This window comes from Bacillus sp. es.034, from assembly GCF_002563655.1.
Taxonomy (GTDB): domain Bacteria; phylum Bacillota; class Bacilli; order Bacillales; family Bacillaceae_B; genus Rossellomorea.
The window spans coordinates 181,676-208,373 of the sequence record NZ_PDIY01000001.1; the positions used below are offsets into that span (position 1 = coordinate 181,676).

Sequence of the window (26,698 nt, forward strand, 5' to 3'; positions counted from 1 at the left end):
GACGAGTCGTTTAACAGCCAGGCCTAAGAGGAGGATGAAAGACACGCGCCTTCCTTCCAGGCCATGTCAAACTCTTCTAATGCTTCTTGCATTGAGCTTTCTTTATCGATGTAATCCTGCATGATCTCACCCATCTCCCGCTTGCTGCAAGGGGAAAAGGAGGACCAGTTGAAGGTGTCCGTCTCATTGATGAGCTTCAGGGTTTCCTTACCAAGTGGACCGATGTCCTTAACAGGGATGTCCTTGAAAGCCGGGATAAAGTGGAATTCTTCCGTCAAGTATGCCTTGCCTTTTTCGGATGACACCATCCAGTTCAAGAATTTTTTCGCTTCCCGTTTTTCCTCTGGGGAGGATTGAGAGTTGATGACCCAGAACCCGGGGACGCCTGCCAATATCCTGCTCTCTTCACGATCACCAAGAGGCATGGGGAACATGCCGGCGGATATTGTTTTTCCTTCCAATAGCGGCTGGATCCAGTTCCCCTGCAAAATCATGGCGGCCTTTCCTTCTTTAAACTGTTCGAGTTCTGTATAATAATCCGTACTTGTCGGGCGCTTATTTCCGTAACGGACTGTCAGATCGATGAGGGTGAATAGATCCTGGAAAGCAGTGTCTTCACTGAAACTTGCTGAACCATCTTCCAGTCCTTGAGTGAATCCTCTCTCGGACTGGGCCAAGGCAACGCTCACCATATGATGCCCGAGCTTCCAATCCTCATAATAACCGTTGGCGAAAGGCATGATACCCTTTCCTTCCAGCTTGGCTGCCGCTTCTTCAAGCTCCCGGTATGTGGATGGTGGTGAGGTGATGCCGGCACTGGCAAAGAGTTCCCGGTTGTAGACGATTCCGAACCCTTCAATATTCATTGGCATTCCATATACCTTATTATTAAGGGTGATACCCGACAATACATTTTCTGACGCCCTGTCGACCCATGGTTCTTCTGACAAATCCTCTAAGAACCTGCTCCATTCTTTCGCCGCTTCCCGTCCGAGGTTGGTGAAGATATCCGGTCCTCTTCCTGCTGCAAGCTTCGCCGTGATATCGGAGTAATCATCCGCCGCTCCTCCTACCGTTTCCACTTTGATGGCAACTCCTGGGTGCTCACCCTCATATGCGGAAACCATCTGTTCGAACTCACTGGCGATTTCCACCTTGGGATTTCGGATTGTAAGAGTGACCTTATCTTCCTCAGGTTGTGATTCTTTTTTCTTTTCTTGCTCCCCGCCGCAGGCTGTTAGCGTGACAGAAAGGAAGCCGATGATGAATACTTTACGCAGTGTTGGTTTCATTCTGATTCCCCGCTGGATCGGTACTCAAACGGCGTCTTTCCGGTCACTTTTTTAAATAGTTTGGAGAAGTATTTCTCATCTTGATAGCCGAGCATCGTGGCAATGGAGTAAATCGAATCTTCCGTCCCGGCAAGCCACGACTTCGCCTGCCCTACCCGGAGAATTGTCACGAACTTCGACAGATTCATGCCCGTTTCTTTCTTGAACGTCCTTGAAATATGCTCACGGGTGAGGAAAAACATTTTCGACAGCTTTTCTAGAGAAATATCTTCCATATAGTAGGTCTCAACATAAGAGACAATCTCCTTTATCCTCCTCGCCGCCTCCATTTCATCCGGGCGGCGGATCGTCCGGTACTGATTCTGTTCGAGTTGCCGGGATAGTCTTTTGAACACTTCCCTGGTGGATCCCTGGGAATCAAGTTTATCCTGGACGAGGCGGACGGGAACGGTCATGTTCTCACTCAACCACTCTTCTGCATAAAGCCACTGATTCTCCATGGTGAACACGATGCACAGGTTCTCCACCTCAAGATAGGTGAATGCCCTGCCGATTCTCCTGGATCTGAGTTCCTCATCCAGCGCGTCGATATGTATTTCGGGACGATTCTTCCCATAGAAAGAGAGAAGCGTCATGTCCATTTCCTCTTCATCAGGAAGAAGGCTCGCAGCGGCCTCTTCCTCTACGCTCTCACCTGAACAGATGGCGGTGATGATCTGATTACTCCTCAGTTTCAATGCCTCTTCCAAGATTTCTCCCTGCTCGATTCCCTCTGCCGCTTCCACTTTTACTGCCTCGACTACTTTTTCAAGCACTGCCTGAAACGCTTCTTCCTCTATGGGCTTCAGTAAATAATCGAAGCTGTTCAGCTGGATAGCCTTCCTCATGTAGGTATAGTCGTCATATCCTGTGATCAGGATGATCTTACCCTTGAAGGGAAGCTGATTGATTTCTTCTATGAGTTCAATCCCCGACATCTTCGGCATTTTAATATCTGTCAAAACGATATCCGGTTTCTCATGTTGGATGATCCCAAGTGCCTCGACTCCATTTGCCGCCTCCAAGATCTCCGTGATGCCAAGTCTGTCCCATTCCCCAAGCTGACGGAGGACGTTTCTGACATTCCGTTCATCATCCACGATCAATGCTTTCATTTGGTTTCCCCTCCCTAACGGTCTTCCCGGAATGGAAGCGTCATGATGACCCTGAATCCATTCCCTTCCATCCGGTCTATCTTAAACGATGCTTCCTCATTGAAATTCAACTGCAGGCGTTCATAAATGTTCTTCAGCCCGATCCCTGATGTCACAGAACCTTTCTTGTGCAAAGAGGCTTGGAGTCGCTCCAGTTCTTCAACTGTCATGGAGCTCCCTGTATTTTGAACGATGAATGTCATCAGGTCCCCTTCTTTTTTTCCTCGTATGATCAAAGAAGAGTTCTCATATCCTTCTTCATAGCTATGCTTGAAATAATTCTCCACAAGGGGCTGGAGAATCATGCTCGGAATTGATGCGGAAAGGACCTCTTCTTCGACACTTATTTCAGCCTGGACACACTCCCCGAAGCGTTCCTTCTGCAGGGAAAGGTACGCTTCGATATAGGCGAGCTCTTCTTTGACCGTGACCCATTGATCCGCATGGAGGGAATACCTCATCATCTTCGACAGGGAGGTGATGAGCTTGTAAACATCCTTCGCATTGGACCTAAGGGAGACAGCGCCGATCGTCTGAAGGACATTGAAAAGAAAATGTGGATTCACTTGTGACTTAAGGGCACGAAACTGATTGGTACGGCTTTCGATTTCCAGCCTATATTCCCGATCGATATGCTGATTAATCCGATTCATCATTTCGTCCATATGTTCCTCCAGGTGCCCGAGTTCATCCTTCCGGGAAGTGGAGAAGTCGATGTCCAGATTGCCGCCTTCAATGCTCCTTACCTTTTCACTTAAGTGGACGATGGGCTTCGTGATGATATGGGAAATCACCATCACCATGATGACTCCAAGAATCACTACACCGACACCTAATAGAATATTCGAGTACGCCGTCTCATTTACGTCCTTGAACAGGGCATCTTTCGGAATGATCTTCATGAGCTTCCAACCTTCCAACTCTCCTCCAAGGTTCTCTTTCAGAACGAGCTCATCGGGAGACGCTTCTCCTTTGAAGGTCTTCCCTTTCCCACTGGAGTAAATAGTGGTCCCCTTTTCGTCAAGGAGGGCCACCCGCGCGTCCCCCGTATCGGATAAATGCCTGATGATTGAGCCGTACGAATTCACCTCCAGGTCCATCGACAAAAAGCCCAGGAATTCTCCCGTCAGGATATTCTTCACTTTGTGATGAATGGTGAGGACCTTCGTTTTATCCGATTCTGGAATGATAGCCGCATTGGTGGCATTCTCAATCACATGCGGTGCCTCAATCAGATAATTCCCATCTGACTTGTAAAGCTCTTTAAATATGGGGGTATCGAGAAAATCCTGCTGTATCTTCGGCGCACTGAACTTCGAACGATACACTGTCAATGCCTCTTCATCCCGTTTGAAATAAAAGCCCAGCTGTCGGATATCAGGTCGGGAAACAGAAAAAATCTTCATGCTTCTTTCGAAGGAATCCTCTCGATCACCCTCTAGTCCCTGTTCGAACACCTGTAACACGTCGGGATCATTGTAAAGGGCGTAAGGCAGTGAAATGATGTCCCCGAAATACCGTTCCAGCACGGATCCGCTTTCCTTCAATTCTTCCCGGCTCGTCTCAACCTCATGTTCCTCGACACTCGTCTTCGTGTTGCTGTAAATGATGAACACCGACAGAAAATACGGCAGGATGATAAACAGAATCAGCATCCCTAACAGCCTGCTGCGGACACTTCGCATCGGCACCGCCCCCTTTCTTTCTGACAAAAACACTATAATAGTGCCGGAAGACCGTCAATGATCCGGAAGTCGCAAGCAGTGGCTGAATATAGCCCATTTGCATTAGGTTGCACATGGGAAAGACGGTTTATGTTTTTGATGGGATGTGGGTGCAGGCCATTTTAGGACGCAGGGAGCTTCACGTGCGCCCACTACAGACGCGTTGTTGTTCTTTACTATCTCTTCTTTCTCTATAGATCTACTGTCTGTTTTCGCTTCGGTTCCATGGGTGATTCACATTGTTTTGGGCATGGGAAATAGGGGGTCACCATGTTAAGTCAAGACCCTTGAATTATATTATTTTTCTATCTTACATATGTATTGCCCCCCATTCACCCTCACCCTTTATATATTGACTCCATTTAAAACTGGATACCGTTGAACTTATTATCAGAAAATTAACTTTATTTTTTACCAACCCCATCATACAATAAAGGTATCGAAATTAAAGGAGGCTGTTTTCATGAGAAACATTGCGATGGTAACCGTACGAACATATAAGGGTGGAACGCCTTTTTAACGTGACGGTCTTCCCCCTTATATGTGTTTTGTGAACTAACGCATAAAGGGGTATGTTATGACTTTTCCTGTAAAAAAATTTCTTTCGTATTACAAACCGTATCGTTCAATTTTTTTGATTGTGCTGTTCAGTGCTTTGATCACCTCTTCCCTGACTCTCGCTTTTCCACTCCTTGTCCGTTATGTGACGAAGGATGTTCTGGCTGGAAGTCTTTCTACAGCTTTTGAGGATGTCCTTTGGGTCGGCGGTGTGATGGTGGTTCTTGTTGTTGCTCAAAACGTTGGGAATTACATTGTGGATTACAAGGGGCATGAGATCGGGGCACGAATGGAAACCGATATGAGAGGTGAATTGTTCGCTCATCTCCAGAAGCTGTCTTTCCGTTTTTATGATAAAGAGAAGACGGGCCGGTTGATGAGCCGGGTGACGAATGATCTGTTGATGGTATCGGAGCTTTATCATCACGGACCTGAAGATTATGTGAAATATCTGGTTCGTTTTCTTGGCGCATTTGTGATTCTGTTCTGGATCAACGCTCCTTTGACCCTGACTGTTTTTTGTTTCTTTCCGGTTCTTGGGTTCTTCTCCCTTTATTTCAATAAAAAGCTGAATCGGGCGCTGACGGATAATAAAGAGCGGATCGGCGATATCAATGCCCAGGTGGAGGATTCCTTATCCGGCATTCGGGTCGTTCAGTCATTTGCCAATGAATCTCTTGAAATCAGGAAATTCAACGTGGAGAATCAACGTTTTCTAGAGAGCAGGAAAGGAACCTATTGTGCTGAGGCGTACTTCTATAACGGGACGGAAGCATTCATTCAACTGATTACGGTCACCATTGTCGTCTTCGGGTCCCTTCAGATTATGAATGCGTCCCTTGACCTGGCCGACTTGATTACGTTTCTGCTATATATCGGCTTTATGATCGAGCCCATTCAGCGGCTCACTCATATGAGTACTCAATTTCAAGAAGGTGTGACAGGGTTTCAGCGATTCATGGAGATCATGAATATCAAGCCTGACATCGACAATGCCCCTGATGCAAAAACTCTTTCAACCGTCCGGGGACATGTTTCATTGAAGAACATATCATTTCATTATGATTCTGCCTTAGGGCCTGTATTTAAGGAGTTAACTCTTGAAGTCCTTCCAGGGGAATACGTCGCGATCGTCGGACCATCGGGAGTGGGAAAAACGACTCTCAGCTCCCTGATTTCCCGTTTTTATGACGTTTCTGAAGGTGGGATTTTTATAGATGGGGAAAATGTGAAAGACCTGGACTTGAATTCTCTCAGAAGCAATATTGGAATGGTACAGCAGGATGTGTACCTTTTTTCCGGCACCGTCATGGAGAATATCCGCTATGGTCAACCTGAAGCAACCGACGAAGAGGTGATGAAGGCGGCAAAGCAAGCGAACGCCGATGAATTTATTACCCGTTTGCCACAAGGATATCACTCCGAAATCGGTCAGCGCGGCGTCCGGTTATCAGGCGGTCAGAAGCAGAGGCTCAGTATCGCCCGTGTATTTTTGAAGAATCCGCCCATTCTCATTCTTGATGAGGCGACAAGCGCCCTCGACAATGAAAGTGAAAGCATCGTCAAGGAATCCCTGGAGTTACTGGCAAGGGGCAGAACGACGCTCGTCATCGCCCATCGTTTATCGACGATTCGGAACGCAGGAAGAATCGTGGTGTTGTCAGATGGAAGGATTGTTGAGGAAGGGACACATGAAGCGCTACTCGAGCAGAATGGGCATTATTCCAGACTGTATTCGAAGCAGTTTGAGGTTCAGGTGTAAAGGAGAAGGCTCTCATACCGTTTTGGTGTGAGAGCCTTTTTTGATCACCTCACTTCCACCGAAAACACATAACTTCCGTCCCCCTGCTTCCAATGGGACACTAGATGATACACATAGACTCCTTTCTGTTCAGGAGCCAGGATCGTATGATTCTTCATGTTCACGCTTTCCACCTGCTCTTCACCGACCCACTTTTCTGCACCGATCTTTTGAGGTTTCTTTTTAAATGTCACCGTGATCTTCTCACCAGGGGACACGGAGGTTGGTTTCTCTTCCCCTGCCATCGCCACTACACTTGAATACGCTTTATCCACACATCCCCCTGAAAGGAGTCCGTCCCAGCAATAGGAACCTTCTGTTGTCGGGATACTGACTTCTCCTGCTGTTACATTTGGTGTCGGAGGCGCTGTACGGAAAGGTTGAATAATAAATAGAATAATCGCGATCATTGCAATGATATTACTCATTGCCAATGCCTTTCTCATGTTCATCTCCCCTTTTAACATTAGACGTATCCCATAGGAAAAGGGTTACCCTTCAACCCTCTCCCTCTTTACAAGCATCCCCATGGGAACATACGTCACAAAAAACACGACAAGTGCCGCAATTTCGAGATTAATATAATATATGATCCCCGATCCAAAAAAGGACAAGATCGTTTTCGATTCTGTGGGATTTGCCAGGTAGAAAAAGTTCGTATCAAGAAGGATGTTCAGGAAAAAGATCGGTACGGCGAGAAAATTGACCATCAGGAAGCCGGTCCATATGGCTTTCCTTGGGACCCGGTAGCCCTCATATACGATGAAATAAAGGACGGACCACGCAATGGCTGCATGATGGAGGAAGTATTTCAGAAAGCGGTAATGAGGAAATTGATAAGTCATTTCAGGTGTGACCATGCTTAAGATCGGGGGAAGGAATCCGATAAAGAACAGGAGATAAAAGGCATTCTGGTTCTGATTCAAGAATAAATAAATGGCGATGAACGTACTGACGGAACAGAGCTGCAGGGGCAAGTCCCCCAGCTCCCACTGTCCCGTTGACACGAGCCAGATATGCCAGGATACTTCACTCAGCACCAGCATCCAGAATATCGTCCATTTCAGCACCGATTGGTACCTCTTTAGGAAATGCCTGAAGTACACAAGCCAAAATGATATCGCCACAAACATCAAAAGCACCGAGATATGGGGAACAGAAAACAACTCGAACGTCTGCATCTCTGTCACGGAAAACATCATGCCACCCCTATTCGTTTTGAAAAGTGGTTATCATGGATAGTTTATTCAGCACACAGGATGGTTCAGAACGGATTTCAGAAAATGAAAAAGCCCCCTTCAAGAGGGGACATCCATCCTATAACGTAAATGGCGGAATATACCGTCCGTCTACATCCGTAAAGTCGTATACCTTCGCAAGATCTCCTGCCTTCAACGCTCGACCCGTCTTCTCCATCACATTTGAGTCCATCGCGAGCGCCGTGATGGCACGCCCAACATAATAAGGGGTTTCGGACTTCTTCAAGTCCTCAGATTCCTGCCAGTTATCCTCGTCGACTCCCATATGCTGAAGTACAAGCTCAGTCCTCATGAATCCCGGAGATACGGCGATGACCGCAATCCCATCTTCTTTCAGCTCTTCTGAAAGTCCGAACGCCATGCGGACGAGAGAATTTTTTGCCAGGTCATAATAGAACTGTCCTGTGTACTTACCTTCATCCCAGAACGTTGTATGAACAATCAGGGCTTCTTTATTTTTCCGAAGCAGAGGAATGGCAAAGTGATTGGTCGCAAGCTGCGCCCTCACGCCTGCTGTGAACATCGTATCCCAGTTTTCAAGGGATTGTTCCCAGAATGTTCCCGGATTCACACCGATATCATGTGCGCCCCATACGTTATTGATGAGAATATCAAGCTTTCCCTGTTCATCACGGATTTGCCTGATGACCGCTTTCGTTTCGGCATCGACCGTATGATCACAACGTACCGCAATCCCCGTTCCACCGGCTTCATCAATCTGGGCGGCGGTGTCATCGATGGTACCCGGGAAGTTCTGTGTTGCATTTCCCTTCGTACTGCGCCCGGTGACATAAACCGTGGCACCCGCTTTTCCAAGTTCAATGGCGATTGCACGCCCTGCTCCCCGGCTTCCCCCTGTTACGAGTGCTATTTTTCCTGCGAGTGATTTCATCCAACCATTCCTTTCAACATCTAAGATAACCCCATTATACGATTCCATTCTTGACATCCTTTGTCATATTTCATTAAATAAAAGAAAACCCAAGAAAAAGGTGACCTATATGAGAGGCGATCGATTGGTATCCATTCTGTTACTATTACAAACAAACGGCCGGATGACTGCGAAGGAACTGGCGGAGAAATTGGAGGTGTCTGAAAGGACCATCCACCGGGACATGGATGCCCTGAGCGGCACCGGGATTCCTGTAGTGGCGGAACGTGGCCAAAACGGGGGCTGGTCGCTGCTCGAGGATTACCGGACGGATCTGACCGGGTTGAAGGAAGCGGAAATCCGTGCACTATTCGTTTCTCCTTCCCTTCATCTCCTGGAAGATCTCGGACTGACCCGCACGACGGAAGATGCGCGCAATAAGCTCATCGCCTCCCTCCCATCGCTTTACCGGGAAAATGCGAAGGACGTATGGAACCGGATCCACATCGACACGAGCTCCTGGCGAAAGCAGAAAGACAAGACAGCCTCCCTTGAAATGATCAAAGAAGCGATCTTTCAAGAAATCAAACTAGTCATCACCTATGAACGTGCAGATGGAGAAACCGATGACCGCATGGTAGAACCCCTCGGGCTTGTCGCGAAAGGGGATCTCTGGTACCTCGTCGCAGCCAAGGAAAACGGGGATATTCGTAACTACCGGGTCTCCCGTATTCATCATACCGAAACATTGGACGAGTCGTTCCAACGACCACAAGGCTTCGACCTCGCACAGTACTGGTCATCTTCCACCCAATCTTTTATCAAGTCTCTTCCTTCTTTTGAAGTGAAAGTCGAGGCGGCGCCACAAGTGTTATCCAGGCTCACCTTTACGGGACGGTTTGCCCGGGTCCTTGAAGTCGGGGAACGGAGAGGTGCGGAATGGATCCCCGTGACGCTTTCTTTCGATACAGAAGAAGAGGCTAAAGGCTATCTAATGGGGTTCGCCGATCAAGTAAACATCATTGAACCGGTTTTCTCAAGGAGAAGGTCCTGAAAATGGCTGAGGCTACGGTTTCATTTTACCGACGTATGGAATAATTCTTAGTTTTCCTCGATATGTTTTAAAAAACGGTTATCGAGGAGAATCTCCATGAAAAATATCATTTTATTTGCCGATCCGGGTATCGACGATTCTGTGGCCATCATGTACGCCCTCTTGAATCCGGACATACACGTACTCGGTATCGTATCCAGTTACGGAAATGTCGAAAAGAAGCAGGCCACCGATAACATCGCCTATCTGCTCAAGCTTGCCGGCAGGACGGATATCCCGATCATCGGTGGTTCAAACAGTCCATCTTCCGGGAAAATCCCGACCTACTATCCTGAAATCCATGGAAAGGAAGGTTTGGGACCGATCAGGCCACCAGAAAACTTCTCCGGTGAACTCACCAACTTTTCTAAACTTTACACCATCATTGAAGAGAATCAGGACGTCACAATCGTCGACGTCGGAAGGAATACGTCACTCGCTTCCCTTTACCTGTTAGGCGAAGACATAGCTGAAAAAGTAAACGAATTTTATATTATGGGAGGAGCCTTTCTCGTACCTGGTAATGTGACTTCATCAGCCGAAGCCAACTTTTACGGAGATCCCATCGCATCAGAACTCGTAGTCAAGAATCTCGACAATCTGTACATCGCCCCTTTAAACGTCACCAACAAGGCGATCGTCACCCTCGAACACATCAAAGTCATCCAGGAGATGAACGGTAACCCCCTCATTGAAATCCTTGATGAGGTCATGACTTACTATATCGATGCCTATAAGAAACTCATCCCCGGCATAAACGGCGCCCCACTCCACGATGTCGTCACCCTCTCCCTGATGGTAAATCCGGAGATGGGGAAAACGATCAGAAGGGACGTCGAAGTACTGGCCACAGGCTCCGGGCAAGGTACATCCATCGCTGATTTCAGGGTCAGTTCCAAACCGGCTGAAAAGAATATCAACATTTATCTGGAGATCGACTACCAGATGTTCGTGAAGGATTTCATAGAGGTCATGACCAGAAAAAGATAACTTGTTGAAAAAAAGAAGGGACCGGCTTGTTTTCACTGCCCATCCCTTCTCATCCTACTGACTCTTTTCCCCAATCGCGATTAACTCCTGAAGGAACACGTCAATTTCCCCCACCAGCACGCCTCCATGACCTGTACACAGTACATCCGCGTTATATTCCTTCATGATTCTCAGGCCGTCCAGGAATACAGGCAGGTCCGCAACACCGCCACCCTGAAGATACTCGACCCAGGCATGTCTCAGATCATCGCCTTTTGAAACAAGCCCTCCATCTGACAGAGGATCTCCAAAGAAACAGAGAAAATCTCCCGTGAACAGTGTTTTGGTCGGTCGATGAAAGAAAATGACTGAACCCGGGGAATGATAGCCGACTCTCGTATAGTCGTAATCCCCTATGGTCCCTCTATCCACGAGCTCCCCGCTTATGGAAGAACCAGGCGGCAGCGTCTCGTCAGCATGAATGACCTTCCTTGCCTTCGTAAATAACGTCTCCCCTCCCACATGATCCTCATGACCATGGGTGACGAGCATCAGCTTTACATCGTCTGCCGTTTTCCCAATTTTATGTAAGGCGTGCTGGAGAAACACCAAGTGACCCTCTTTACACGAATCAACCACAGTCAATTCAGCTTCTTCCTCGATAAAGTACGCATTCGTATAAGTATTCCATTCAGCATCCCATATCGCCAGCACATATATTTGACCATTCACCTGTTCCAGTTGATAATCCACTTTCACGTCCCCCTCCTAATTTCCACTTGAATCCATTCCACAAACAGGGGGCATTCTCCTTTTCATCACGGAAAATTAGTAGATAAAACCTTCAATGGACACTAGGATCAATAAAAGAGAAACAGCAAAAAGCAGATAGCTTCGATACGATTTCCGGTTCTTCTGTCGTTCTTCCGCTCCCATCACGACCATCATGATTGCCAAACCTGCCATCGTAAAAGGAATGATGCTATTATTATTTGAAATTAGCCCATAGAGTGATAGTGCCAGAACAATAACAGCACTCGTAATTCTAACTTTTTTAAGCACGATAGATTCCTCATTTCTCCTTATGTAACCAAAAAGGGGGCTGACCCCGATTCAGGTCAGACACCCCATCCTCTATTTCGCGTCCTTATCCGGCTGGTGAATCCCGAACACATTTCCTTCTGTGTCTACGTAATATCCTTGCCACGCCATTCCCGGCAGAGCATACTTCGGCATGGCCACTTTGCCGCCGTGTTCAAGGATGAGCTTCTCGGTTTCATCATAATTTCCGACGCCCATCGTACACGAATATCCGTTCATCGGCTGATTCGGCTGAGGTGGAGGACTTTGACGCTGCATCAGTGCACCATTGATCCCCATCTCATTCTCATCCCCTGTCACAGCCCCCACATAAGGCATTCCGGCGTATTCGCTCCAGTCCTCGAACTTCCAGCCGAATACTTCCCCGTAAAACGTCTTTGCACGTTCCATATCATCCACATGCACTTCGAAATGTACCATTCTTCCCATTGTTCATACCTCCTATTTACTGTCTTTCATTATAATGATTTCGATGTTAAAAGGAGAAAACCTTTTTTTATATTTTTAAACATACGGTTCATTCTAGTAGACTTGCTTTCTGACACATGAAATCACAGGAGATTAACAAAAACAAACAGAAATAAATCGACGAATAAGAAACCTTTATGATCCAATCCCTCTACCATGACGTATTCTTCATATAAATCATTTGTGAGGAAATTCAAAAGTTTCTATGTCGTTTATGTTACACTTCAACATTTCTTCACTTTTTTCCACACATAATCTATTGAACTAAGGTTGGCGCTTATCTATTATGAATCTAATAAACAAAGCAGAAAGGATGATCACATGCTGCCGATCGATCGACAACAACAAATTTTAACCTGGATAAAAGAAGAAGGAACACTGCGTGTATCAGACATAAGCTCCCGCCTAGAGGTGTCGGAAATGACAGTCTACCGGGACCTGAAGCCATTGATGGAAGCGAACAAAGTCCACAAGACTTCAAACGGCATTTCTGCCATGGAACCCGAGGGTATCCCATCTGACTCCTGTGTATATTGCCTGAAACCGACCACTTCAAGAAGATCGGTTCAACTCATCAAGAAGGATCACACCATCGAACAAACCTGCTGTCCGCACTGTGGATTACTTCGTTATGAAGACATCAAGGAGGATGTGATGCAGATCCTGTGCCGTGACTTCCTGACGGATATGACGATCAGCGGAAAAACCGCCACATACCTGATTGATGCGGACCTGAACCTGAACTGCTGTCAGCCACAGGTCATTTCCTTTGAATCGAGGAAGCAGGCCGAACAATTCCAGACCGGATTCGGGGGTAAAATTTGCACGCTTCCACAAGCCATCACGGCGATTTCAAATGACATGCAAGGATCGGGCTGTTGCCACGACTAGGAAAAGAGGAAAATACGATGGATAAAAAATCATATCAAACGATTTGGAGATGGCATTTCTATGCGGGCCTCATCATTGCCCCGTTTCTACTGATCCTCGCTGTGACGGGATCGATTTACCTGTTCAAGCCCCAGATCGAACAGAATCTCTATCAAAAGTATTACGAAGTCAATCCAGAAGGGGAGAAACTTCAAGCCACTGAACTCATCGATAAAGTGAAAACGCTTCACCCCGATGCACAGATCACAAGCTTTCGTCCCGGGGAAAGCGCCGACCGCTCCAGTGAAATCGGCATCAGTACAGAAGACGGCTCTGCCACTGTCTTCTTGAACCCCTACACAGGAAAGTCACTGGGTGAATTGAAGCCCGAGGACCGGATCATGAATAAAGTCGAAGAAATTCACGGGGAGCTGATGGCAGGTACCCTCGGCGACCGCATTGTCGAACTTGTTGCCTGCTGGGCCATTGTCCTGATTGTCACGGGATTATTCCTATGGTTTCCTCGTAAGAAAGACAAGCTCTCGGGTGTGTTCCTGCCCCGCTTGAATAAAGGAAAGAAGATCTTCAGAAGGGATCTTCACGCTGTCCCTGCGTTCTGGGTCACAGCGGGAATGCTGTTCCTGATCATGACGGGACTTCCCTGGTCCGGATTCTGGGGAACCAATTTCCAGAACCTCATGACAAACGCAGGAGCCGGTTATCCTCCATCCATCTGGACAGGGGAAGCACCTCAATCCGTCGTGAAAACAAAGGAAATCGCTGACGTCCCCTGGGCTGCTGAGAATTTGGAAGTTCCCGTATCAGCCCTTGAAGGGTACACACCATTATCTATGAATGATGTTGTATCGATTGCCAAACGAGAAGGAATCGATCCAAGTTACACTGTATACATCCCTCAGGATGATAAAGGCGTCTATACTCTATCTGCTTTCCCGGCCAAAGCACAAAATGAAGTCACGATGCACCTTGATCAGTATACAGGAGCCGTCCTTGCTGATTACCGTTTCGATAACTACGGGCTCGGTGGGAAAATCGTCGCCATGGGGATCACCCTTCACACAGGCACACAGTTCGGATTCATTAATCAGCTGTTCAGCCTGCTCATCTGCCTTGGCATTATGTTAGTCGCCCTCAGCGGATTCTATCTGTGGCTGAAACGGAAACCAAAAAAAGAAATGGGAGCACCAAAATCACCGGGCATCCTGAAGATGAAGTACTTCCTGCTTGTCATGATTGCACTCGGGATCCTGTTCCCACTCGTTGGGGCTTCCCTGATTGTCATCCTGCTTCTTGACCGGTTATTGATCAAAAAAATCCCTGCCACGAAAAAATTCTTCGGTGCGGCTTAAGAAAGGACGATCCGATGTGAAAACAACCTTTAACTATTTGAGTATCCTTTTCCTGTGCACGCTACTTGGTGCCTGCGCCCCGAAAGAAGATGCAGCAGAATTGTACCAGCAGGAATCTCCCCTTCAGGCTGATATGACGATGCCGGACGATTTTTCCGAAAGCGGTGACCCGATCAAGATCGAGCTCACACAAGACGGCAAAACAGTGGATGATGCCGACCTTGTTCATGTGGAAATCTGGAAAGGCGACGGATCCTTCCATGATGGAATGGAAGAAGCCGAGAATGCTGGAGACGGTATTTACACATTCAATAAGAACCTGACGGAAGACGGACTCTACTACATCAAAGTCCACGCAGGAAACAACGGATCCACCATCATGCCGACACTGCCTTTTGCCGTCGGAGAACTATCCAAAGCTGATATCGAAGCCTTGAATGACCACGCTCCTGTTGAGAGTGGAAATCACAGTCAGCACCACTAACGTCCACAGATCGAAAGCCCATGCAGCTTTCGATCTTTTTTTGACTGAATAAGAGATGTCTAGTTTGCTATAATGGTCATAAAAAGGGGATGTTGATTCAATGATAATCAGAGAGACCGACGATTCTTTCATCATGATCAAGCAGCACGACCACGCCTTTGTATCCGGCGAAACGATCAAACATATCAATCGTAATCTATTAATATCCGATCAGTTTTTCGATGACTTCGTATACGCATCCCATCAGCACGACCGGAGCTGGATTGGCCTTGACGACACACCGATTTGGAACGACGGGAAGCAGATTCCCTTCACCTTCTCAGACTATCCCCTCCTCCCAAAACTTGCATTCTATCAAATCGGGCTGAATGAAATCGAAGAGGTCAACCTCTATGCGGCCCTCCTATGCAGCCTTCATTTCTGTTCATTCTTCGATAAATCGAAGGATCCCGACTGCCTGCAATTTTTACGGGATGAAGCAAACAGGCAACAGAAAATCCGGAACCATCTGCCAAAAATCGATGAAGAACTGCTCACCCAGCACTTTCAGCTCCTTCAACTTTCAGACAATCTATCACTCTACTTTTGCTTGAACGAGCCAGGTGTCGAGAAAGAAAACGAGCATCTGTGGTTCAAAGACGGATTTAAGAATACGGAAGGTTTCCATTCTGGTAACCAAAGGCTTAAAACCAGATGGGTGAATGAGCATGAGGTGACGTTTGATGATTTTCCTTTTGAAACGGATTTTCAAGTAACGCTGCCTTATAAAAAAGTGGATAAGAGGGCGATCCGGAAGATGGGCATCGCAGAAGCTTATGAAGAGAGTCAGTTGGAGAAACATACGATACTCATCAGAAAGTAAAGAAGACCCTGCGATCAGGGTCTTCACTCGTTATCAAGAAGAAACCGATGCCTTCATTTCGACTTCCTGCACCGCTTTCGCTTCCAATGTTTTCATGATCAGATGATACATGAAAGTTCCAGTCATACCGAGTATCAACAGAATGCCTCCCATCATCATTGGACTCACCCATTCCCCTACGATGATGAGCAGGGATGCGATGATCATGGCACCATAGAAGGTCAGGCTGTAAAAGGCCATATACGTACTGCGGGCGTTGGACGGAGCCAGGTCCCCGATCATCGCCTGCTTGATCGGCACATACATGAGCTCCCCGAACGTCCCGACAAAGCCCAGGATAAAAAGGAATAAAATATTGTTTGTAAAGGCAAAAGCGCTGAAACAAAGGGTAAAGATGAACATCCCCATCACAAGCGTCCAGCGGTCACTCCACTTTTTAAAAAGAAATAGTACGACAGCGGATAAGAGCACGACGATAATTGTATTTTCCGTCCGCAGAAATCCAAGCATACGCGTCCCATCAAGTGTAAAGTCAATGCCGAACAGAGAAGCCTGCTGCTCGGGAATATCCCTCTCAAGGCGGATTCCGACGTAATTAGTCAACGATTGCTCCAGGGTGAAAATGAAGACGGCCCCGATGATATACATCATGAATAATTTATCTTTCAATACGGTTGAATAGCTTTGAACCATCTTGTTGGATGAAGAAGTGGTTTCAGTGGCGGCAGGTTCCGGTGTGTAGGTTTCTGAAATGAAGAAAATCGTGATCAGGACCGACAGGAGTGTGATCCCTGAAATCCCGAGGAATAATTCAAACAGGTACGTTTTAAATAGAAAGGCGCCGATGATGCCTCCGATCGCGGTGGCGAGATTCCCAAGCCAGTAGCTGACGGTGAAAACGAGCTTCCGTGAATCGGAATCGGTCACATCGATGATCATCGCCTGAGCTGCAGGCTGAAACATTCCGCCGGCAAACATGTTAAGAACGAAGAACGCCGCTGTGACATACGGCAGGTCGAACCACGGTGAATTGCACAAGGCAATGAAGAAAAACGTCATCATGATTCCGAGTTCGCCCAGAATCATAATCTTCCGGCGACCGATCTTATCTGAGATATGCCCTCCGATAAACCCACCGATGATCCCGCTGATGACGATCAGGACAAGAATGATCCCCGTTTGGGTGGCACCGATCTTCTGGGCGAAATAGATGGCCATGAACGGGATGACCGCCATGGTGACAAGTCCCCCGAGGAACTGCATGGCAAGCCGAAGTTTCAGGTTCGGATGAATATCGCGTATTCGCATCACACATCCCACCCTTCCGTCACAGGACCGAATAACCGCAGGGCCTGTATTTTCATATTGCTCCAAATCAGATTTGTATGGTCATCGATGAAGGTCAGTCGCAACCCGTTCAATAAGGAAATATACGATTGTGCCATCAGCACCGGTGACCCTTCATAGAAGCATCCCTCCTTCTGCCCTCTTTCAATGACAGGATGAATGCGTTCTGCAAACACATCGACAAAGGCACTTAGTTCTGCGAACAAGACGGGATACCGGTCCGGCCTCGCCAATACCTGCTGGGACAGACGCAGGAAATCCTTTTTCCTTGCAAATACATCCAGCTGGCAGTCGATCATGTTTCTGACCATCTCCATCGGTGTCCCCCTGTACCGTTCCTCTATCTCACTAAAATATGGCTTGATCTCCTCCAACGGCTCAAGGATCGCCGCTTCAAAGAGGACCTCTTTTGTGGCAAAGTATGTGAAGACGGATCCGAAGCTGACCCCTGCCTCCTTGGCAATGGCCGAGATGGTCGTTTCGGCAAATCCATTTTCGCTGTATGTTTTGACGGCCGCCCCCAGGATCGCCGCTCTCTTTTTCATCATCTTTTCCTCTCGTGACATGTTGTTCCCCCTCCTTTTTTAAAAATGATTGATTAATCAATTTTTATTTTACTGTTAGATATTTCCAAGGTCAACGATTATTTTTCGACAAAAAAATCCGCCTCCTGATGTGTGCCAACAACAGAAAGCGGACCTATTTTATTCATCAAATGCCCCGTTCATTCGGACCAGCAGCTCCCCGAACATTTTCTTCTCCTCACCGGACCACCCTTCAAGCAGACCCACATACCATTCGAGCCTCATGCGGCTGTCGAGGGCAAGCTTTTCCTTCCCCATTTCGGTAAGGTCAAATAAGCTTACGCGTCCATCCTTCGGGTCTGAAAAGCGCTGGATGAGCCCCTTCGATTCAAGGGCAGCTGCTTGTCTTGACAATGTCGAAATATCAAGCAGGAACGCTTCGGCAAGCTCTTTCAACCGTGACGGTCCTTGTTCATCCAGCTGCCTCATCAACAGGTAGGCCGACCGCTCCAATATCCCGATTTTCCGCTCGGATTGATCCCGGAAGACCGCTTTTCTGATTAGGCTGGTCAATTCATATTCAATCCTTTCAACTGCGTTCTCTTTGGACATAGATATCCCTCCTATTTACGTCAATCAACCTAGCAGATTCATTGACAACGATTCAAGTACTTGTATAATACAAGTATATAGTTGTATGGTACAAGTAATCCCAGGAAAAGTAAAGCGTTTTCATTGAAAGGTGGGAAAAGGGACTTCCTGTCGGGAGGTCCTGTGTTATGAAAATCATTCGAATTATCATCCAAATCGGCATTCTTTATGCCTTTTCATTTATAGGCGGAGCCGTAGAGCATCTCCTCCACCTCCCGATACCCGGAAGCATCATCGGCTTGATCCTGCTCCTTGCTTGCCTGTCGTTGAAAATGGTTCCCGTGATCATCGTAGAGGATGGTGCAAGCTTTTTACTTGCGATCCTTCCCTTATTATTTATCCCTGCCATGACAGGGGTCATGAACTACCCCACCCTTTTATCAGGGACAGGTGCCTTACTCTTTCTCATTGTCGTCGTGAGCACCGTCGTCACAATGGCCGTATCCGGTTTTGCCAGTCAGCACTTAGAAAAACGATCTGAAAGAAGGGAACAAGCATGCAAGCACTGATCGCACTCCTGATCATTACCCTCACCGCCGTCCTTTATTTTGCCATGGTGAAGGTGTATCAGCGTTTCTCGTACCCTGTATTGATCCCGGTCCTGACGACTACGATTGTGATCGTCGGACTGCTGATCTCTATGCATATTCCGTATGAGGAGTACATGATCGGCGGGAAATGGATCCATTCCCTGCTTGGACCCGCCGTCGTCGCCCTTGCGTATCCCCTGTATAAGCAGCGGAAGATTCTGATGAAGTATCGCTTCCCGATCATCGGAGGCGTCTTCGCTGGACTACTGACCGGAATGGTGAGCGGACTCCTGTTTGCACGGGTTCTCGGCATCGATCATGAGTTGATCCTTTCCATCGTTCCGAAATCGATCACGACACCCGTCGCCATCCAGATTGCCTCAGGTCTCGGTGGCGTCCCGGCCATGACCGTCGTTTTCGTCATGATCGCCGGTTTCTCAGGCGTCATCCTCGGGCCGATGATCCTGAAAATGGTCCGCATCCATAGCTCACTCGGACGCGGGATCGCCTTAGGCAGCGCATCCCACGCCCTAGGTACGTCGAAAGCAATGGAATATGGGGAATTGACCGTATCCATGAGTTCCGTGTCCATGACACTGAGTGCTCTGTTAGGTTCGGTGTTTGGGCCGATTGTGGTGTGGGTGTTTCAGGTGTAATTGTGTAGTGACCTTGCAAAAATACAGGGATAAGTACTTCCAATCGTTTAAAAGGACCCGTTCACACCGGGTCTTTTTCTATTTTCCCGTTTACAGCACACCAGATACGAACAGAATGATACCAAGTATTCAACATTGAAAGGAACAAATGATATGTCGAAAAACAAGATTGGCTATACCCTTTTAATCGTCATGATCCTTGTATTCATTCTATCCTATTTCGCCATTAATCCCATCGGGGGCAAAGATCGAGAGGGTGACGCCGGCACCCTGATCTCAGACATGACCATTGATGAAAAAATCGGCCAGATGCTCGTAGCCGGCGTCAATGGAACCCAAATGGATGAGCCCACAAAGAATCTGATCCAGAAGCACAAGGTCGGCGGATTCATCTTCTTCTCGGACCATTTAAAGAGCCCGGAGCAAACCGTCCGATTTCTGAATCAATTGAAAGAAGCAAACGCCGATAACCCTCTTCCACTCTTGTTGAGCGTCGATGAGGAAGGCGGAAATGTGACGCGACTCCCCGGAGGACTCGCGCACTTCCCTACCAATCAAAAAATCGGGAACGCGAACGACCCCGACGTTTCCTATGAGGTCGGCACCATTCTCGCCAAAGGACTGAAAGATTTCGGGTTTAACTTGGACTTCGCACCTGTCCTTGACGTAAACAGCAATCCGGATAACCCGATCATCGGCGACCGCTCTTTCAGCCCGGATCCTGATATCGTCAGCGAGCTGGGGATCCAGACGATGAAAGGGATTCAATCCCAGAATATCCTGTCATCGATCAAACACTTCCCTGGTCACGGCGACACCTCCGTCGATTCACATCTGGCGCTTCCCGTAGTCAACAAGAGCCTGGAAGAACTCGAGTCCCTGGAGTTGATTCCATTCAAGCGTGCCATCGATGATGGAGCCGACCTCATCATGGTCGCACACATCCTGCTTCCCGAACTCGATGACACCTATCCTTCATCACTCTCTGAGGCCATCGTGACGGATCTTTTACGAAAGAAGCTGAACTACAAGGGGGTTGTCATCACTGATGATATGACCATGAAAGCCGTGGCGGACAACTACGGAATGGGAGAAGCTGCGGTGCAATCCGTCAAAGCCGGCAGCGACCTGATCCTCATCGCCCATGATGCTCGTAAAGCCATAGCAGCTATGGAAGCACTGAAATCGGCTGTGAAAAATGGAGAAATCTCGGAGGAGAGAATTGATGAAAGCGTAAAAAGAATCATCAATCTCAAACAAAAGTACCATCTGAAAGATACCCAAACGGGAGAAGTCGACCTGACGGAACTAAATCAAGCGATCAAATCCGTCAATTCGAAAATGTCACCCTAATCAAAAGCGGATCTCTCTTCGTGAGAAATCCGCTTTTTTTAAGACAACGGTCTTTCAAATATGATTTCATAATCCGTTGGTTTTCCGTGGCCGTTGTACTTTAGCGGAAGCACCTGAACGAGCCGCCATCCGTCAGCGGCATACTCCTCGATGATCTCCCTATGCTTCGGCTCGGAGAAAAATCCGCCAAGACTGGTTTGGACGTATGTGTATTCGTACATGATTGCACCTCCGTGGGGTTTTCTTACCTTACGTATTCATGGCAGAGATGGTTTCAACTTTTTCTTCGGAATGAAGTTTTATCAGCTTTTCAACCGCCTTGATAAGCACCTGTGGTTCATCCCTTTGAATATAATGAGCGCTATTCTTGGCAAGGACAACTTCGCCCTTAGAAGAAATCAACGCCATCTCCCTCTGCATGTCATTCCACAATTCCTGGGATGCTTCTGAATAATGATCTTTTTTACCAGCGGAAAGTACTATGACCGGCATACTTAAAGTCTCCTCATATTCTTTTAACTGCCCCAGGCTTTCCATAAATTCTTCGTAGCTGCCTTCTCGCACGAATTGCTTGCGATATGCTTCCTGGAAATCACTCGTCATCGTAGGGAGGAAGCGTTCCCTATATTCCACCGGAGTTGAGTCAACCAGCACCAAACCTGCGACTTCTTCAGGATATTCATGAGCGAATACACTCACATTCACTCCTCCGAAAGAGTGTCCAACAAATAGGTATGGAGGTTTGACGTCCAGGGTGCTTAGAAGTTCCTTCAGCTCTTTTACCATCTCGCGGCTCGTCCTCCGATTCGGACTCTTCCCGCTTCTTCCAAGCCCGGCACGATCGTATACCAGTACTTCCGTTATTTCTGATAGTTCTCCAATCACTGAATCCCAGGCCTTTGAATAATCACCGTAGCCTGCATCCATCACCAGAGTGGGTTTATTGTTTTTCTTACCGATTAGTTTGGCGTATAGTTTGAAGTTATTAATCGGTACCAACATTTCTCTATTCATGTACGGAAGTCCCCTTTTTGCTCTTCACATTTTTTATATTCTGAAAGTATACTTCTGGAGAAGCCCAATTTTTATAAAGAGGAGGGATTTCAGCACTTTCTTTATGTTTAACGGATAAAAGATGTGTCAAATAAAGAATCATTGTATCAATGTCATCTTTCGTCCCAATATCGCCATGTCCCGGAATGACTGTTTCAATATCCAACTTCTTTACTTCTCGTAAAATATCCATCCATTTTCTTGGATCGGTTTCATCAAAGAATGTCGGGTGACATTGAACAAATACCAAGTCCCCCATAAAGATCACTTTCTCTTCCGGAAGGTAAAGGATGCTATCACAAAAGGAGTGTCCACCTCCCAACGTAAATAGTTTCGCGCTTCTAGTTGTTCCCTGTATAGCCTTCTCTTCCCTAAATGTTTCATTGGGCAGCGTCAACTCAAGATCAGGTAAGGACCGTTTCATTTCATGTAGAAAGCTCACTTGATCTTGAAGGGTTGCTTCCCCGGATTCATCAAGCTGCTTTTCGAGAGATTCTATATATTGAGTGAGTCCATCGATGTCCGCTTTCTGTTTCTCTATTCTGGAAGGGTGGATTTCCTTCATTTTTTCTAAGGTGGCCTCGCTTGAAAGAATAGAAATGTCCTTAAACGTTTGATTGCCTCGGACATGATCTCCGTGATAATGGCTATTTACAACCCACGTGACACTCTGATTCGTGATTCTTTCGACAGCATCTCTCATCCCTTTTGACGCCTGCTGCGTGTTAAACGTATCAAACACGATTACTCCGTCACCTAAATCAACAAATCCGGCATTTGCAACTGCACCGCCACCTGGTTTTGAAATTGCGGCATAGATGCCGTTTTTGACCTCTAAAAGTGTAAAGTGTATGTTATTAAACTCATTTTTCATCCTCTTCCCCCTTAGTGCAAGATGTTAATAACTAAATTTATTTTTTCTATCCATTCCTTCAGTTTTCACCCGCTCAATCTCTTCAATCTTCCACTCTATAATTTCGCGAATCCTCTTTTCGGACAGATGTCCCTGAAAATACTTCTCCACTTCCCAGGCAAGCATCATCGTCAAATGGTCTATGTATAGGTAGCTCAGATCACTCCTAAAATCGTTATCATCCAAATAGATTCCGCGTTCCCTCATGTATTGTAGATAGAATTCTGGGACGTATGAAATCAGTTCTTCGTCGTATATATCCTGCATCAAGATCGTCACGTCCCTTAAGGGAGACCCGATGGCTGCCCATTCCCAATCGATGAGCCAGACTTCATTATCCTTATAAAAGACATTTTCCAGATGGGGGTCCCCATGGGTTATGACGGATCGACATTTCGTTTGATAATGAGGGATATCTAGTCGCTCATACACTTCCTGGATTGTTCTCTTCCATTGTGGACTGGCCCACGATTTTCTTGAGCCCAACTTGCCCAGCTGATCTAAGCACCAATCCTTCCATTCAGCGTTTAACTGGTGGACAGGAAGCTTGTCCTGACCGGTATCCATACCATGAAGAGAAGCCAATACTTTTAAAATATCACTGATCAGAATTTTCTTTTCAGCTATAGGCAATGCTTCATACCTGGCTTTAACTGGATACCCCAAATCCCACATCAGCATCGCTTGTGGAGAAGTCTCCCATACATTCACGACTCTACTAAAAGGCGTCATTATTTCTTCTATATTCTTATAAATCTCTACTTCCTGATCCCGTCCCTCAGCAAATTCCTTGTAGATGTAGTGCTCTCTCGTATTCTCATTATCACTTAGAGCTTCGACTTTATAAATGTTTCCCGCATGGGCGCCACCGATTTCCTCTATGCTCAGAATCTCCAGGTTCATTTTACTCAACCTGCTTTCCAAATCCTTCACTCGCATCCCCCTTTCCCAAAGTCCTTATATTGTAATTATTTCAAATTACTGGTACAAACACAAATAAAGACGGCATCTGTTTGAGCCGCCTACTGTTCTTCCCTGTTCTGCTTATCTAACTTACTATTAATCTCATGCAATAGGTACAACCCTCTCACCAGACAACCCGCGATGATTCCAAACCCGATGACAAGGCCAAATATGTGTAATGGAATCAAAAAGAATCCGATGATGGAGGCTGTCACAATTAGAAATAATAAGAACAAACCTTTCCCTCCAGCTACTTAATCGCTTCCTTCATTTTTTCATAATAAGTATCCCAGTCTTTGTCTCCATTCTCAATGAGCATGTGCCTAACCGGCAACCCCTCAAGAATCCGCAACTCTAAATCCCTGCGCATCTCCAAAAACTCCACAAGCCCTTTATACCCCTTCAACTCATTTTCTTTTCCATACCCTTGATTCATATGATAATCCATGAAGAACTCACGCCATTCCTGACTTCGCTCTTCATATACATGGTTGAAGGATTGCTCCAGGTTTTCCTGATGAAAATAAACCAGCAGAGGATTCAATGGTGCAATCAACGAACTGATTTTCTTTAAATGGTTCTCGAGCCTCTCTGGTTCAGCATTATGCATGGCGATGAACTTGGTAAAGGGATTTTGCAGGAAACAGCATTCGAATATGTACACGTCATCCCCAAATACCGTCTCTTCTACGAATTCCTTCCAATAGTTATAGGAGATGTCTTCGAACGTATCCAGATCTAGTTCGTAAACATCATACGAAGCCAGGTGTTCAACAAGAGAAGGATCCATATCAAGAAAATTGCGATATGAAATAAAATAGTGATCGCCTTTCTTCTCGGCATACTCTTTGATACTCTCCCGACGGGCAGGAAATTTTTCAAGTATGGCGTTAAACTGTCCCTCATTTAAACAAGCAGTCGATTCATAATCAGCAGGATGGCTGGTGTCCCCTTCTTGAAAGAGCTTAACCTTGACCCCTTCTTTCTCCAAATGCTCCTTAATAAAATGGGCCGTGGTCGATTTGCCTGACCCCGGTATCCCTTCAACGATAATAAGATTCGATTTCAAACTTTCTCCCCTTTTCCTTCTTACCTGTTTTTTCCCTTCCATTCTTCCAACAATTCTACAACCCGTTCATTCGATTTATTCATTTTCCTCATCTGTACTTCAATGGAGAAGAGGGTGATGAGTGCTAGAATTCCAATTACGATCATGATGCATTTCTCCTTAAAACAATATTTCTATAAAAAAACACCCTGCGAACATCCACAGGGCATTCCTTCTTATTCACTTAACTATACGCTACCTCTTTATCCCTCAAACCCAACGCCTTCGCAGTCGACGTATGAATTTCCCTGAATAGTTCAGGATTCTCTCCTAAAGCCACTCCATAGGATGGGATCATTTCCTTGATCTTCGGCTCCCACTCTTTCATGTGCTGCGGGAAGCATTTATCCAATACTTCAAGCATGACGTGAACCGCTGTAGAGGCACCTGGTGAAGCACCCAGCAATGCAGCGACGGATCCATCTGCAGCGCTGACCACTTCCGTACCGAACTGGAGGGTTCCTTTGCCTGCCTCGGTGTCCTTGATGACCTGCACACGCTGGCCGGCTACGACGATGTCCCAGTCTTCGCTCTTGGCGTTCGGGATGAATTCGCGTAATTCTTCCATGCGTTTTTCATTCGACAGGAGAACCTGCTGGATCAGATACTTGGTCAATCCCATTTCCTTTACGCCTGCAGCAAGCATGGTGAAAAGGTTATTCGGTTTGACTGATGTGATCAAGTCCATATTCGATCCCGTCTTCAGGAACTTTGGTGAGAATCCGGCAAATGGTCCGAACAGAAGGGATTTCTTGTTATCGATGTAACGGGTGTCAAGATGCGGAACCGACATCGGAGGAGCTCCAACCTTGGCTTTTCCGTACACTTTCCCGTGATGTTTTTCGATGACTTCAGGGTTATTACACACCATGAAGAGTCCCGATACCGGGAATCCGCCGATCTGCTTCGACTCAGGGATGCCAGTTTTCTGAAGTAACGGAAGACTTCCGCCACCGCCGCCGATGAAGACGAACTTCGCCGTATGATATTCCATTTTGATTCCGTCCATATCATGGACCTTTACTTCCCATGAACCGTCGGATTTGCGTTTGATATCTTCCACACTGTGGTTGTAGTTGATCTCTACGCCTTTATCATTCAAATGGTCGAACAATTTGCGGGTCAATGCCCCGAAGTTGACGTCCGTCCCAGAATCAATCTTCGTCGCTGCAATCGGTTCATCCGATTCACGGCCATCCATGATCAGCGGAATCCATTCCATTAATTTATCCGGATCATCGGAGAATTCCATGCCTTCAAACAACGGACTAGCTGACAGCGCTTCCAAACGCTTTTTCAGAAACTCCACATTTTCTTCACCTTGAACCATGCTCATATGCGGGATCGGCATGATGAATTCCTGTGGTTGACCAATGAGATTGCGGTTGACGAGATAAGACCAGAATTGTCTTGAAAGTTGGAACTGTTCATTAACTTTGATTGCTTTCGTAATGTCTATAGATCCATCAGGCTTTTCGGATGTATAGTTGAGCTCGCATAGTGCAGAATGTCCGGTTCCGGCATTATTCCATTCGTTTGAGCTTTCTTCCCCAGGCTTCGCGAGCTTTTCAAACACTGTGATTTCCCATTCCGGCGCCAACTCTTTCAGGATCACCCCTAAAGTCGCACTCATGACACCAGCACCAATTAAGATAACATCTGTTTTCTTCTGTAAGCTGCTCATT

Annotated in this window: 30 protein-coding genes; 10 read left to right on the forward strand and 20 right to left on the reverse strand. The window is 46.8% G+C overall.

What is annotated here, in order from left to right:
* Window positions 1-23: 23 nt before the first annotated feature.
* From ATG71_RS01045 to ATG71_RS01055, 3 genes are read right to left on the reverse strand one after another with little or no spacing between them, the layout of a single operon-like run.
* Window positions 24-1,292: an ABC transporter substrate-binding protein gene (locus ATG71_RS01045; RefSeq protein ID WP_098437832.1), complete on the reverse strand. Its 1,269-nt coding sequence runs from the start codon at window positions 1,290-1,292 to the stop codon at window positions 24-26.
* Entirely contained in the window at window positions 1,289-2,446 is a 1,158-nt protein-coding gene (locus tag ATG71_RS01050; protein WP_098437835.1) for a response regulator transcription factor, read from the reverse strand. Before ATG71_RS01050 ends, ATG71_RS01045 begins: the two co-directional genes overlap by 4 nt.
* A gap of 14 nt (window positions 2,447-2,460) precedes the next feature.
* The gene (locus tag ATG71_RS01055) at window positions 2,461-4,170 is read right to left on the reverse strand and encodes a cache domain-containing sensor histidine kinase (RefSeq protein WP_098437858.1); all 1,710 of its coding nucleotides are present in this window, start codon (window positions 4,168-4,170) and stop codon (window positions 2,461-2,463) included.
* Between the two features lie 616 nt (window positions 4,171-4,786).
* Here ATG71_RS01055 and ATG71_RS01060 point away from each other — a divergent pair.
* Window positions 4,787-6,529 carry an ABC transporter ATP-binding protein gene (locus ATG71_RS01060; RefSeq protein WP_098437869.1) on the forward strand — a complete coding sequence of 581 codons (1,743 nt, stop codon included), beginning with the start codon at window positions 4,787-4,789 and terminating at the stop codon, window positions 6,527-6,529.
* A gap of 44 nt (window positions 6,530-6,573) precedes the next feature.
* Here the strand turns inward: ATG71_RS01060 and ATG71_RS01065 are convergent, their stop codons facing one another.
* The 3 genes from ATG71_RS01065 to ATG71_RS01075 form a co-directional block, all read right to left on the reverse strand.
* Window positions 6,574-7,014, reverse strand: a complete 441-nt coding sequence (locus tag ATG71_RS01065) for a hypothetical protein (RefSeq protein WP_098437872.1) — start codon at window positions 7,012-7,014, stop codon at window positions 6,574-6,576.
* A 45-nt stretch (window positions 7,015-7,059) separates the two neighbouring features.
* Window positions 7,060-7,770, reverse strand: a complete 711-nt coding sequence (locus ATG71_RS01070; RefSeq protein ID WP_286162877.1) for a YwaF family protein — start codon at window positions 7,768-7,770, stop codon at window positions 7,060-7,062.
* 115 nt (window positions 7,771-7,885) lie between these two features.
* A complete protein-coding gene (locus tag ATG71_RS01075; protein ID WP_098441683.1) occupies window positions 7,886-8,719 on the reverse strand; it encodes an SDR family NAD(P)-dependent oxidoreductase in 834 nt (277 codons plus the stop codon).
* A 109-nt stretch (window positions 8,720-8,828) separates the two neighbouring features.
* Between ATG71_RS01075 and ATG71_RS01080 the strand changes: the two genes are divergently transcribed.
* Both ATG71_RS01080 and ATG71_RS01085 read left to right on the forward strand, forming a co-directional pair.
* Complete coding sequence (locus ATG71_RS01080) at window positions 8,829-9,752, forward strand: helix-turn-helix transcriptional regulator (protein ID WP_483295295.1); 924 nt, start codon at window positions 8,829-8,831, stop codon at window positions 9,750-9,752.
* 96 nt (window positions 9,753-9,848) lie between these two features.
* Complete coding sequence (locus ATG71_RS01085) at window positions 9,849-10,781, forward strand: nucleoside hydrolase (protein ID WP_098437878.1); 933 nt, start codon at window positions 9,849-9,851, stop codon at window positions 10,779-10,781.
* 54 nt (window positions 10,782-10,835) lie between these two features.
* Here ATG71_RS01085 and ATG71_RS01090 read toward each other — a convergent pair whose 3' ends face one another.
* The 3 genes from ATG71_RS01090 to ATG71_RS01100 form a co-directional block, all read right to left on the reverse strand.
* Window positions 10,836-11,513: an MBL fold metallo-hydrolase gene (locus ATG71_RS01090; RefSeq protein WP_179886421.1), complete on the reverse strand. Its 678-nt coding sequence runs from the start codon at window positions 11,511-11,513 to the stop codon at window positions 10,836-10,838.
* A gap of 75 nt (window positions 11,514-11,588) precedes the next feature.
* On the reverse strand, window positions 11,589-11,822 hold the full coding sequence (locus ATG71_RS01095) for a DUF3953 domain-containing protein (protein WP_098437884.1): 234 nt from the start codon (window positions 11,820-11,822) through the stop codon (window positions 11,589-11,591).
* A gap of 72 nt (window positions 11,823-11,894) precedes the next feature.
* Entirely contained in the window at window positions 11,895-12,290 is a 396-nt protein-coding gene (locus tag ATG71_RS01100) for a VOC family protein (RefSeq protein ID WP_098437887.1), read from the reverse strand.
* Between the two features lie 360 nt (window positions 12,291-12,650).
* On the opposite strand from ATG71_RS01100, the gene ATG71_RS01105 reads away from it, so the two are divergent.
* From ATG71_RS01105 to ATG71_RS01120, 4 genes are all read left to right on the forward strand, one after another.
* Window positions 12,651-13,220 carry a DeoR family transcriptional regulator gene (locus ATG71_RS01105; protein WP_098437890.1) on the forward strand — a complete coding sequence of 190 codons (570 nt, stop codon included), beginning with the start codon at window positions 12,651-12,653 and terminating at the stop codon, window positions 13,218-13,220.
* A 17-nt stretch (window positions 13,221-13,237) separates the two neighbouring features.
* Complete coding sequence (locus ATG71_RS01110) at window positions 13,238-14,569, forward strand: PepSY-associated TM helix domain-containing protein (RefSeq protein ID WP_098437893.1); 1,332 nt, start codon at window positions 13,238-13,240, stop codon at window positions 14,567-14,569.
* A 16-nt stretch (window positions 14,570-14,585) separates the two neighbouring features.
* Window positions 14,586-15,053 (forward strand): FixH family protein, encoded by a 468-nt coding sequence (locus ATG71_RS01115; RefSeq protein ID WP_286162879.1) that lies wholly within the window; start codon window positions 14,586-14,588, stop codon window positions 15,051-15,053.
* Window positions 15,054-15,153: 100 nt separating this feature from the next.
* Window positions 15,154-15,915: a DUF3891 family protein gene (locus ATG71_RS01120; protein WP_098437896.1), complete on the forward strand. Its 762-nt coding sequence runs from the start codon at window positions 15,154-15,156 to the stop codon at window positions 15,913-15,915.
* Between the two features lie 33 nt (window positions 15,916-15,948).
* On the opposite strand, the gene ATG71_RS01125 is transcribed toward ATG71_RS01120, so the two are convergent.
* From ATG71_RS01125 to ATG71_RS01135, 3 genes are all read right to left on the reverse strand, one after another.
* Window positions 15,949-17,223, reverse strand: a complete 1,275-nt coding sequence (locus tag ATG71_RS01125; RefSeq protein WP_098437899.1) for an MFS transporter — start codon at window positions 17,221-17,223, stop codon at window positions 15,949-15,951.
* The gene (locus tag ATG71_RS01130; RefSeq protein ID WP_098437902.1) at window positions 17,223-17,828 is read right to left on the reverse strand and encodes a TetR/AcrR family transcriptional regulator; all 606 of its coding nucleotides are present in this window, start codon (window positions 17,826-17,828) and stop codon (window positions 17,223-17,225) included. The genes ATG71_RS01125 and ATG71_RS01130 overlap by 1 nt, the downstream gene beginning before the upstream one ends.
* Window positions 17,829-17,966: 138 nt before the next feature.
* Entirely contained in the window at window positions 17,967-18,398 is a 432-nt protein-coding gene (locus tag ATG71_RS01135; RefSeq protein ID WP_098437905.1) for a MarR family winged helix-turn-helix transcriptional regulator, read from the reverse strand.
* 167 nt (window positions 18,399-18,565) lie between these two features.
* Here ATG71_RS01135 and ATG71_RS01140 point away from each other — a divergent pair, with 167 nt between their 5' ends.
* From ATG71_RS01140 to nagZ, 3 genes are all read left to right on the forward strand, one after another.
* On the forward strand, window positions 18,566-18,946 hold the full coding sequence (locus tag ATG71_RS01140; protein WP_098437907.1) for a CidA/LrgA family protein: 381 nt from the start codon (window positions 18,566-18,568) through the stop codon (window positions 18,944-18,946).
* Window positions 18,934-19,623 (forward strand): LrgB family protein, encoded by a 690-nt coding sequence (locus ATG71_RS01145; protein ID WP_098437910.1) that lies wholly within the window; start codon window positions 18,934-18,936, stop codon window positions 19,621-19,623. The genes ATG71_RS01140 and ATG71_RS01145 overlap by 13 nt, the downstream gene beginning before the upstream one ends.
* A gap of 153 nt (window positions 19,624-19,776) precedes the next feature.
* Window positions 19,777-20,976: a beta-N-acetylhexosaminidase gene (gene nagZ / locus ATG71_RS01150; RefSeq protein WP_098437913.1), complete on the forward strand. Its 1,200-nt coding sequence runs from the start codon at window positions 19,777-19,779 to the stop codon at window positions 20,974-20,976.
* 38 nt (window positions 20,977-21,014) lie between these two features.
* Here the strand turns inward: nagZ and ATG71_RS01155 are convergent, their stop codons facing one another.
* The 8 genes from ATG71_RS01155 to ATG71_RS01180 all read right to left on the reverse strand — a co-directional run bounded on the left by ATG71_RS01155 (window position 21,015) and on the right by ATG71_RS01180 (window position 26,697).
* Window positions 21,015-21,197: a DUF4177 domain-containing protein gene (locus ATG71_RS01155; protein WP_098437915.1), complete on the reverse strand. Its 183-nt coding sequence runs from the start codon at window positions 21,195-21,197 to the stop codon at window positions 21,015-21,017.
* A gap of 28 nt (window positions 21,198-21,225) precedes the next feature.
* A complete protein-coding gene (locus ATG71_RS01160; protein ID WP_098437918.1) occupies window positions 21,226-21,990 on the reverse strand; it encodes an alpha/beta fold hydrolase in 765 nt (254 codons plus the stop codon).
* Window positions 21,983-22,903, reverse strand: a complete 921-nt coding sequence (locus ATG71_RS01165; protein WP_098437921.1) for an MBL fold metallo-hydrolase — start codon at window positions 22,901-22,903, stop codon at window positions 21,983-21,985. Before ATG71_RS01165 ends, ATG71_RS01160 begins: the two co-directional genes overlap by 8 nt.
* 24 nt (window positions 22,904-22,927) lie before the next feature.
* Entirely contained in the window at window positions 22,928-23,875 is a 948-nt protein-coding gene (locus tag ATG71_RS01170; RefSeq protein WP_179886422.1) for a phosphotransferase family protein, read from the reverse strand.
* An 89-nt stretch (window positions 23,876-23,964) separates the two neighbouring features.
* Complete coding sequence (locus ATG71_RS23215) at window positions 23,965-24,141, reverse strand: hypothetical protein (RefSeq protein ID WP_179886423.1); 177 nt, start codon at window positions 24,139-24,141, stop codon at window positions 23,965-23,967.
* Window positions 24,142-24,155: 14 nt separating this feature from the next.
* Window positions 24,156-24,974 carry a P-loop NTPase family protein gene (locus ATG71_RS01175; protein WP_179886424.1) on the reverse strand — a complete coding sequence of 273 codons (819 nt, stop codon included), beginning with the start codon at window positions 24,972-24,974 and terminating at the stop codon, window positions 24,156-24,158.
* Between the two features lie 20 nt (window positions 24,975-24,994).
* Window positions 24,995-25,120, reverse strand: coding sequence for a hypothetical protein (locus ATG71_RS23605; protein WP_286162880.1), 126 nt, complete (start codon window positions 25,118-25,120; stop codon window positions 24,995-24,997).
* Between the two features lie 77 nt (window positions 25,121-25,197).
* Window positions 25,198-26,697 (reverse strand): malate:quinone oxidoreductase, encoded by a 1,500-nt coding sequence (locus tag ATG71_RS01180; RefSeq protein ID WP_098437930.1) that lies wholly within the window; start codon window positions 26,695-26,697, stop codon window positions 25,198-25,200.
* Window position 26,698: the final 1 nt, after the last annotated feature.

Excerpts from the sequence above, each read along its gene's own strand:
- ATG71_RS01180 (WP_098437930.1), bottom strand. The coding sequence starts at position 26,697 with ATGAGCAGCTTACAGAAGAAAACAGATGTTATCTTAATTGGTGCTGGT.
- ATG71_RS01085 (WP_098437878.1), top strand. The coding sequence starts at position 9,849 with ATGAAAAATATCATTTTATTTGCCGATCCGGGTATCGACGATTCTGTG.
- ATG71_RS01100 (WP_098437887.1), bottom strand. The coding sequence starts at position 12,290 with ATGGGAAGAATGGTACATTTCGAAGTGCATGTGGATGATATGGAACGT.
- ATG71_RS01080 (WP_483295295.1), top strand. The coding sequence starts at position 8,829 with ATGAGAGGCGATCGATTGGTATCCATTCTGTTACTATTACAAACAAAC.
- nagZ (WP_098437913.1), top strand. The coding sequence starts at position 19,777 with ATGTCGAAAAACAAGATTGGCTATACCCTTTTAATCGTCATGATCCTT.
- ATG71_RS01050 (WP_098437835.1), bottom strand. The coding sequence starts at position 2,446 with ATGAAAGCATTGATCGTGGATGATGAACGGAATGTCAGAAACGTCCTC.
- ATG71_RS01105 (WP_098437890.1), top strand. The coding sequence starts at position 12,651 with ATGCTGCCGATCGATCGACAACAACAAATTTTAACCTGGATAAAAGAA.
- ATG71_RS01120 (WP_098437896.1), top strand. The coding sequence starts at position 15,154 with ATGATAATCAGAGAGACCGACGATTCTTTCATCATGATCAAGCAGCAC.
- ATG71_RS01165 (WP_098437921.1), bottom strand. The coding sequence starts at position 22,903 with ATGAAAAATGAGTTTAATAACATACACTTTACACTTTTAGAGGTCAAA.
- ATG71_RS01155 (WP_098437915.1), bottom strand. The coding sequence starts at position 21,197 with ATGTACGAATACACATACGTCCAAACCAGTCTTGGCGGATTTTTCTCC.
- ATG71_RS01065 (WP_098437872.1), bottom strand. The coding sequence starts at position 7,014 with ATGAGAAAGGCATTGGCAATGAGTAATATCATTGCAATGATCGCGATT.
- ATG71_RS01145 (WP_098437910.1), top strand. The coding sequence starts at position 18,934 with ATGCAAGCACTGATCGCACTCCTGATCATTACCCTCACCGCCGTCCTT.
- ATG71_RS01135 (WP_098437905.1), bottom strand. The coding sequence starts at position 18,398 with ATGTCCAAAGAGAACGCAGTTGAAAGGATTGAATATGAATTGACCAGC.
- ATG71_RS01060 (WP_098437869.1), top strand. The coding sequence starts at position 4,787 with ATGACTTTTCCTGTAAAAAAATTTCTTTCGTATTACAAACCGTATCGT.
- ATG71_RS01110 (WP_098437893.1), top strand. The coding sequence starts at position 13,238 with ATGGATAAAAAATCATATCAAACGATTTGGAGATGGCATTTCTATGCG.
- ATG71_RS23605 (WP_286162880.1), bottom strand. The coding sequence starts at position 25,120 with ATGATCGTAATTGGAATTCTAGCACTCATCACCCTCTTCTCCATTGAA.
- ATG71_RS01125 (WP_098437899.1), bottom strand. The coding sequence starts at position 17,223 with ATGCGAATACGCGATATTCATCCGAACCTGAAACTTCGGCTTGCCATG.
- ATG71_RS01075 (WP_098441683.1), bottom strand. The coding sequence starts at position 8,719 with ATGAAATCACTCGCAGGAAAAATAGCACTCGTAACAGGGGGAAGCCGG.
- ATG71_RS01055 (WP_098437858.1), bottom strand. The coding sequence starts at position 4,170 with ATGCGAAGTGTCCGCAGCAGGCTGTTAGGGATGCTGATTCTGTTTATC.
- ATG71_RS01045 (WP_098437832.1), bottom strand. The coding sequence starts at position 1,292 with ATGAAACCAACACTGCGTAAAGTATTCATCATCGGCTTCCTTTCTGTC.
- ATG71_RS01070 (WP_286162877.1), bottom strand. The coding sequence starts at position 7,770 with ATGATGTTTTCCGTGACAGAGATGCAGACGTTCGAGTTGTTTTCTGTT.
- ATG71_RS01160 (WP_098437918.1), bottom strand. The coding sequence starts at position 21,990 with ATGAATAGAGAAATGTTGGTACCGATTAATAACTTCAAACTATACGCC.
- ATG71_RS01140 (WP_098437907.1), top strand. The coding sequence starts at position 18,566 with ATGAAAATCATTCGAATTATCATCCAAATCGGCATTCTTTATGCCTTT.
- ATG71_RS01130 (WP_098437902.1), bottom strand. The coding sequence starts at position 17,828 with ATGTCACGAGAGGAAAAGATGATGAAAAAGAGAGCGGCGATCCTGGGG.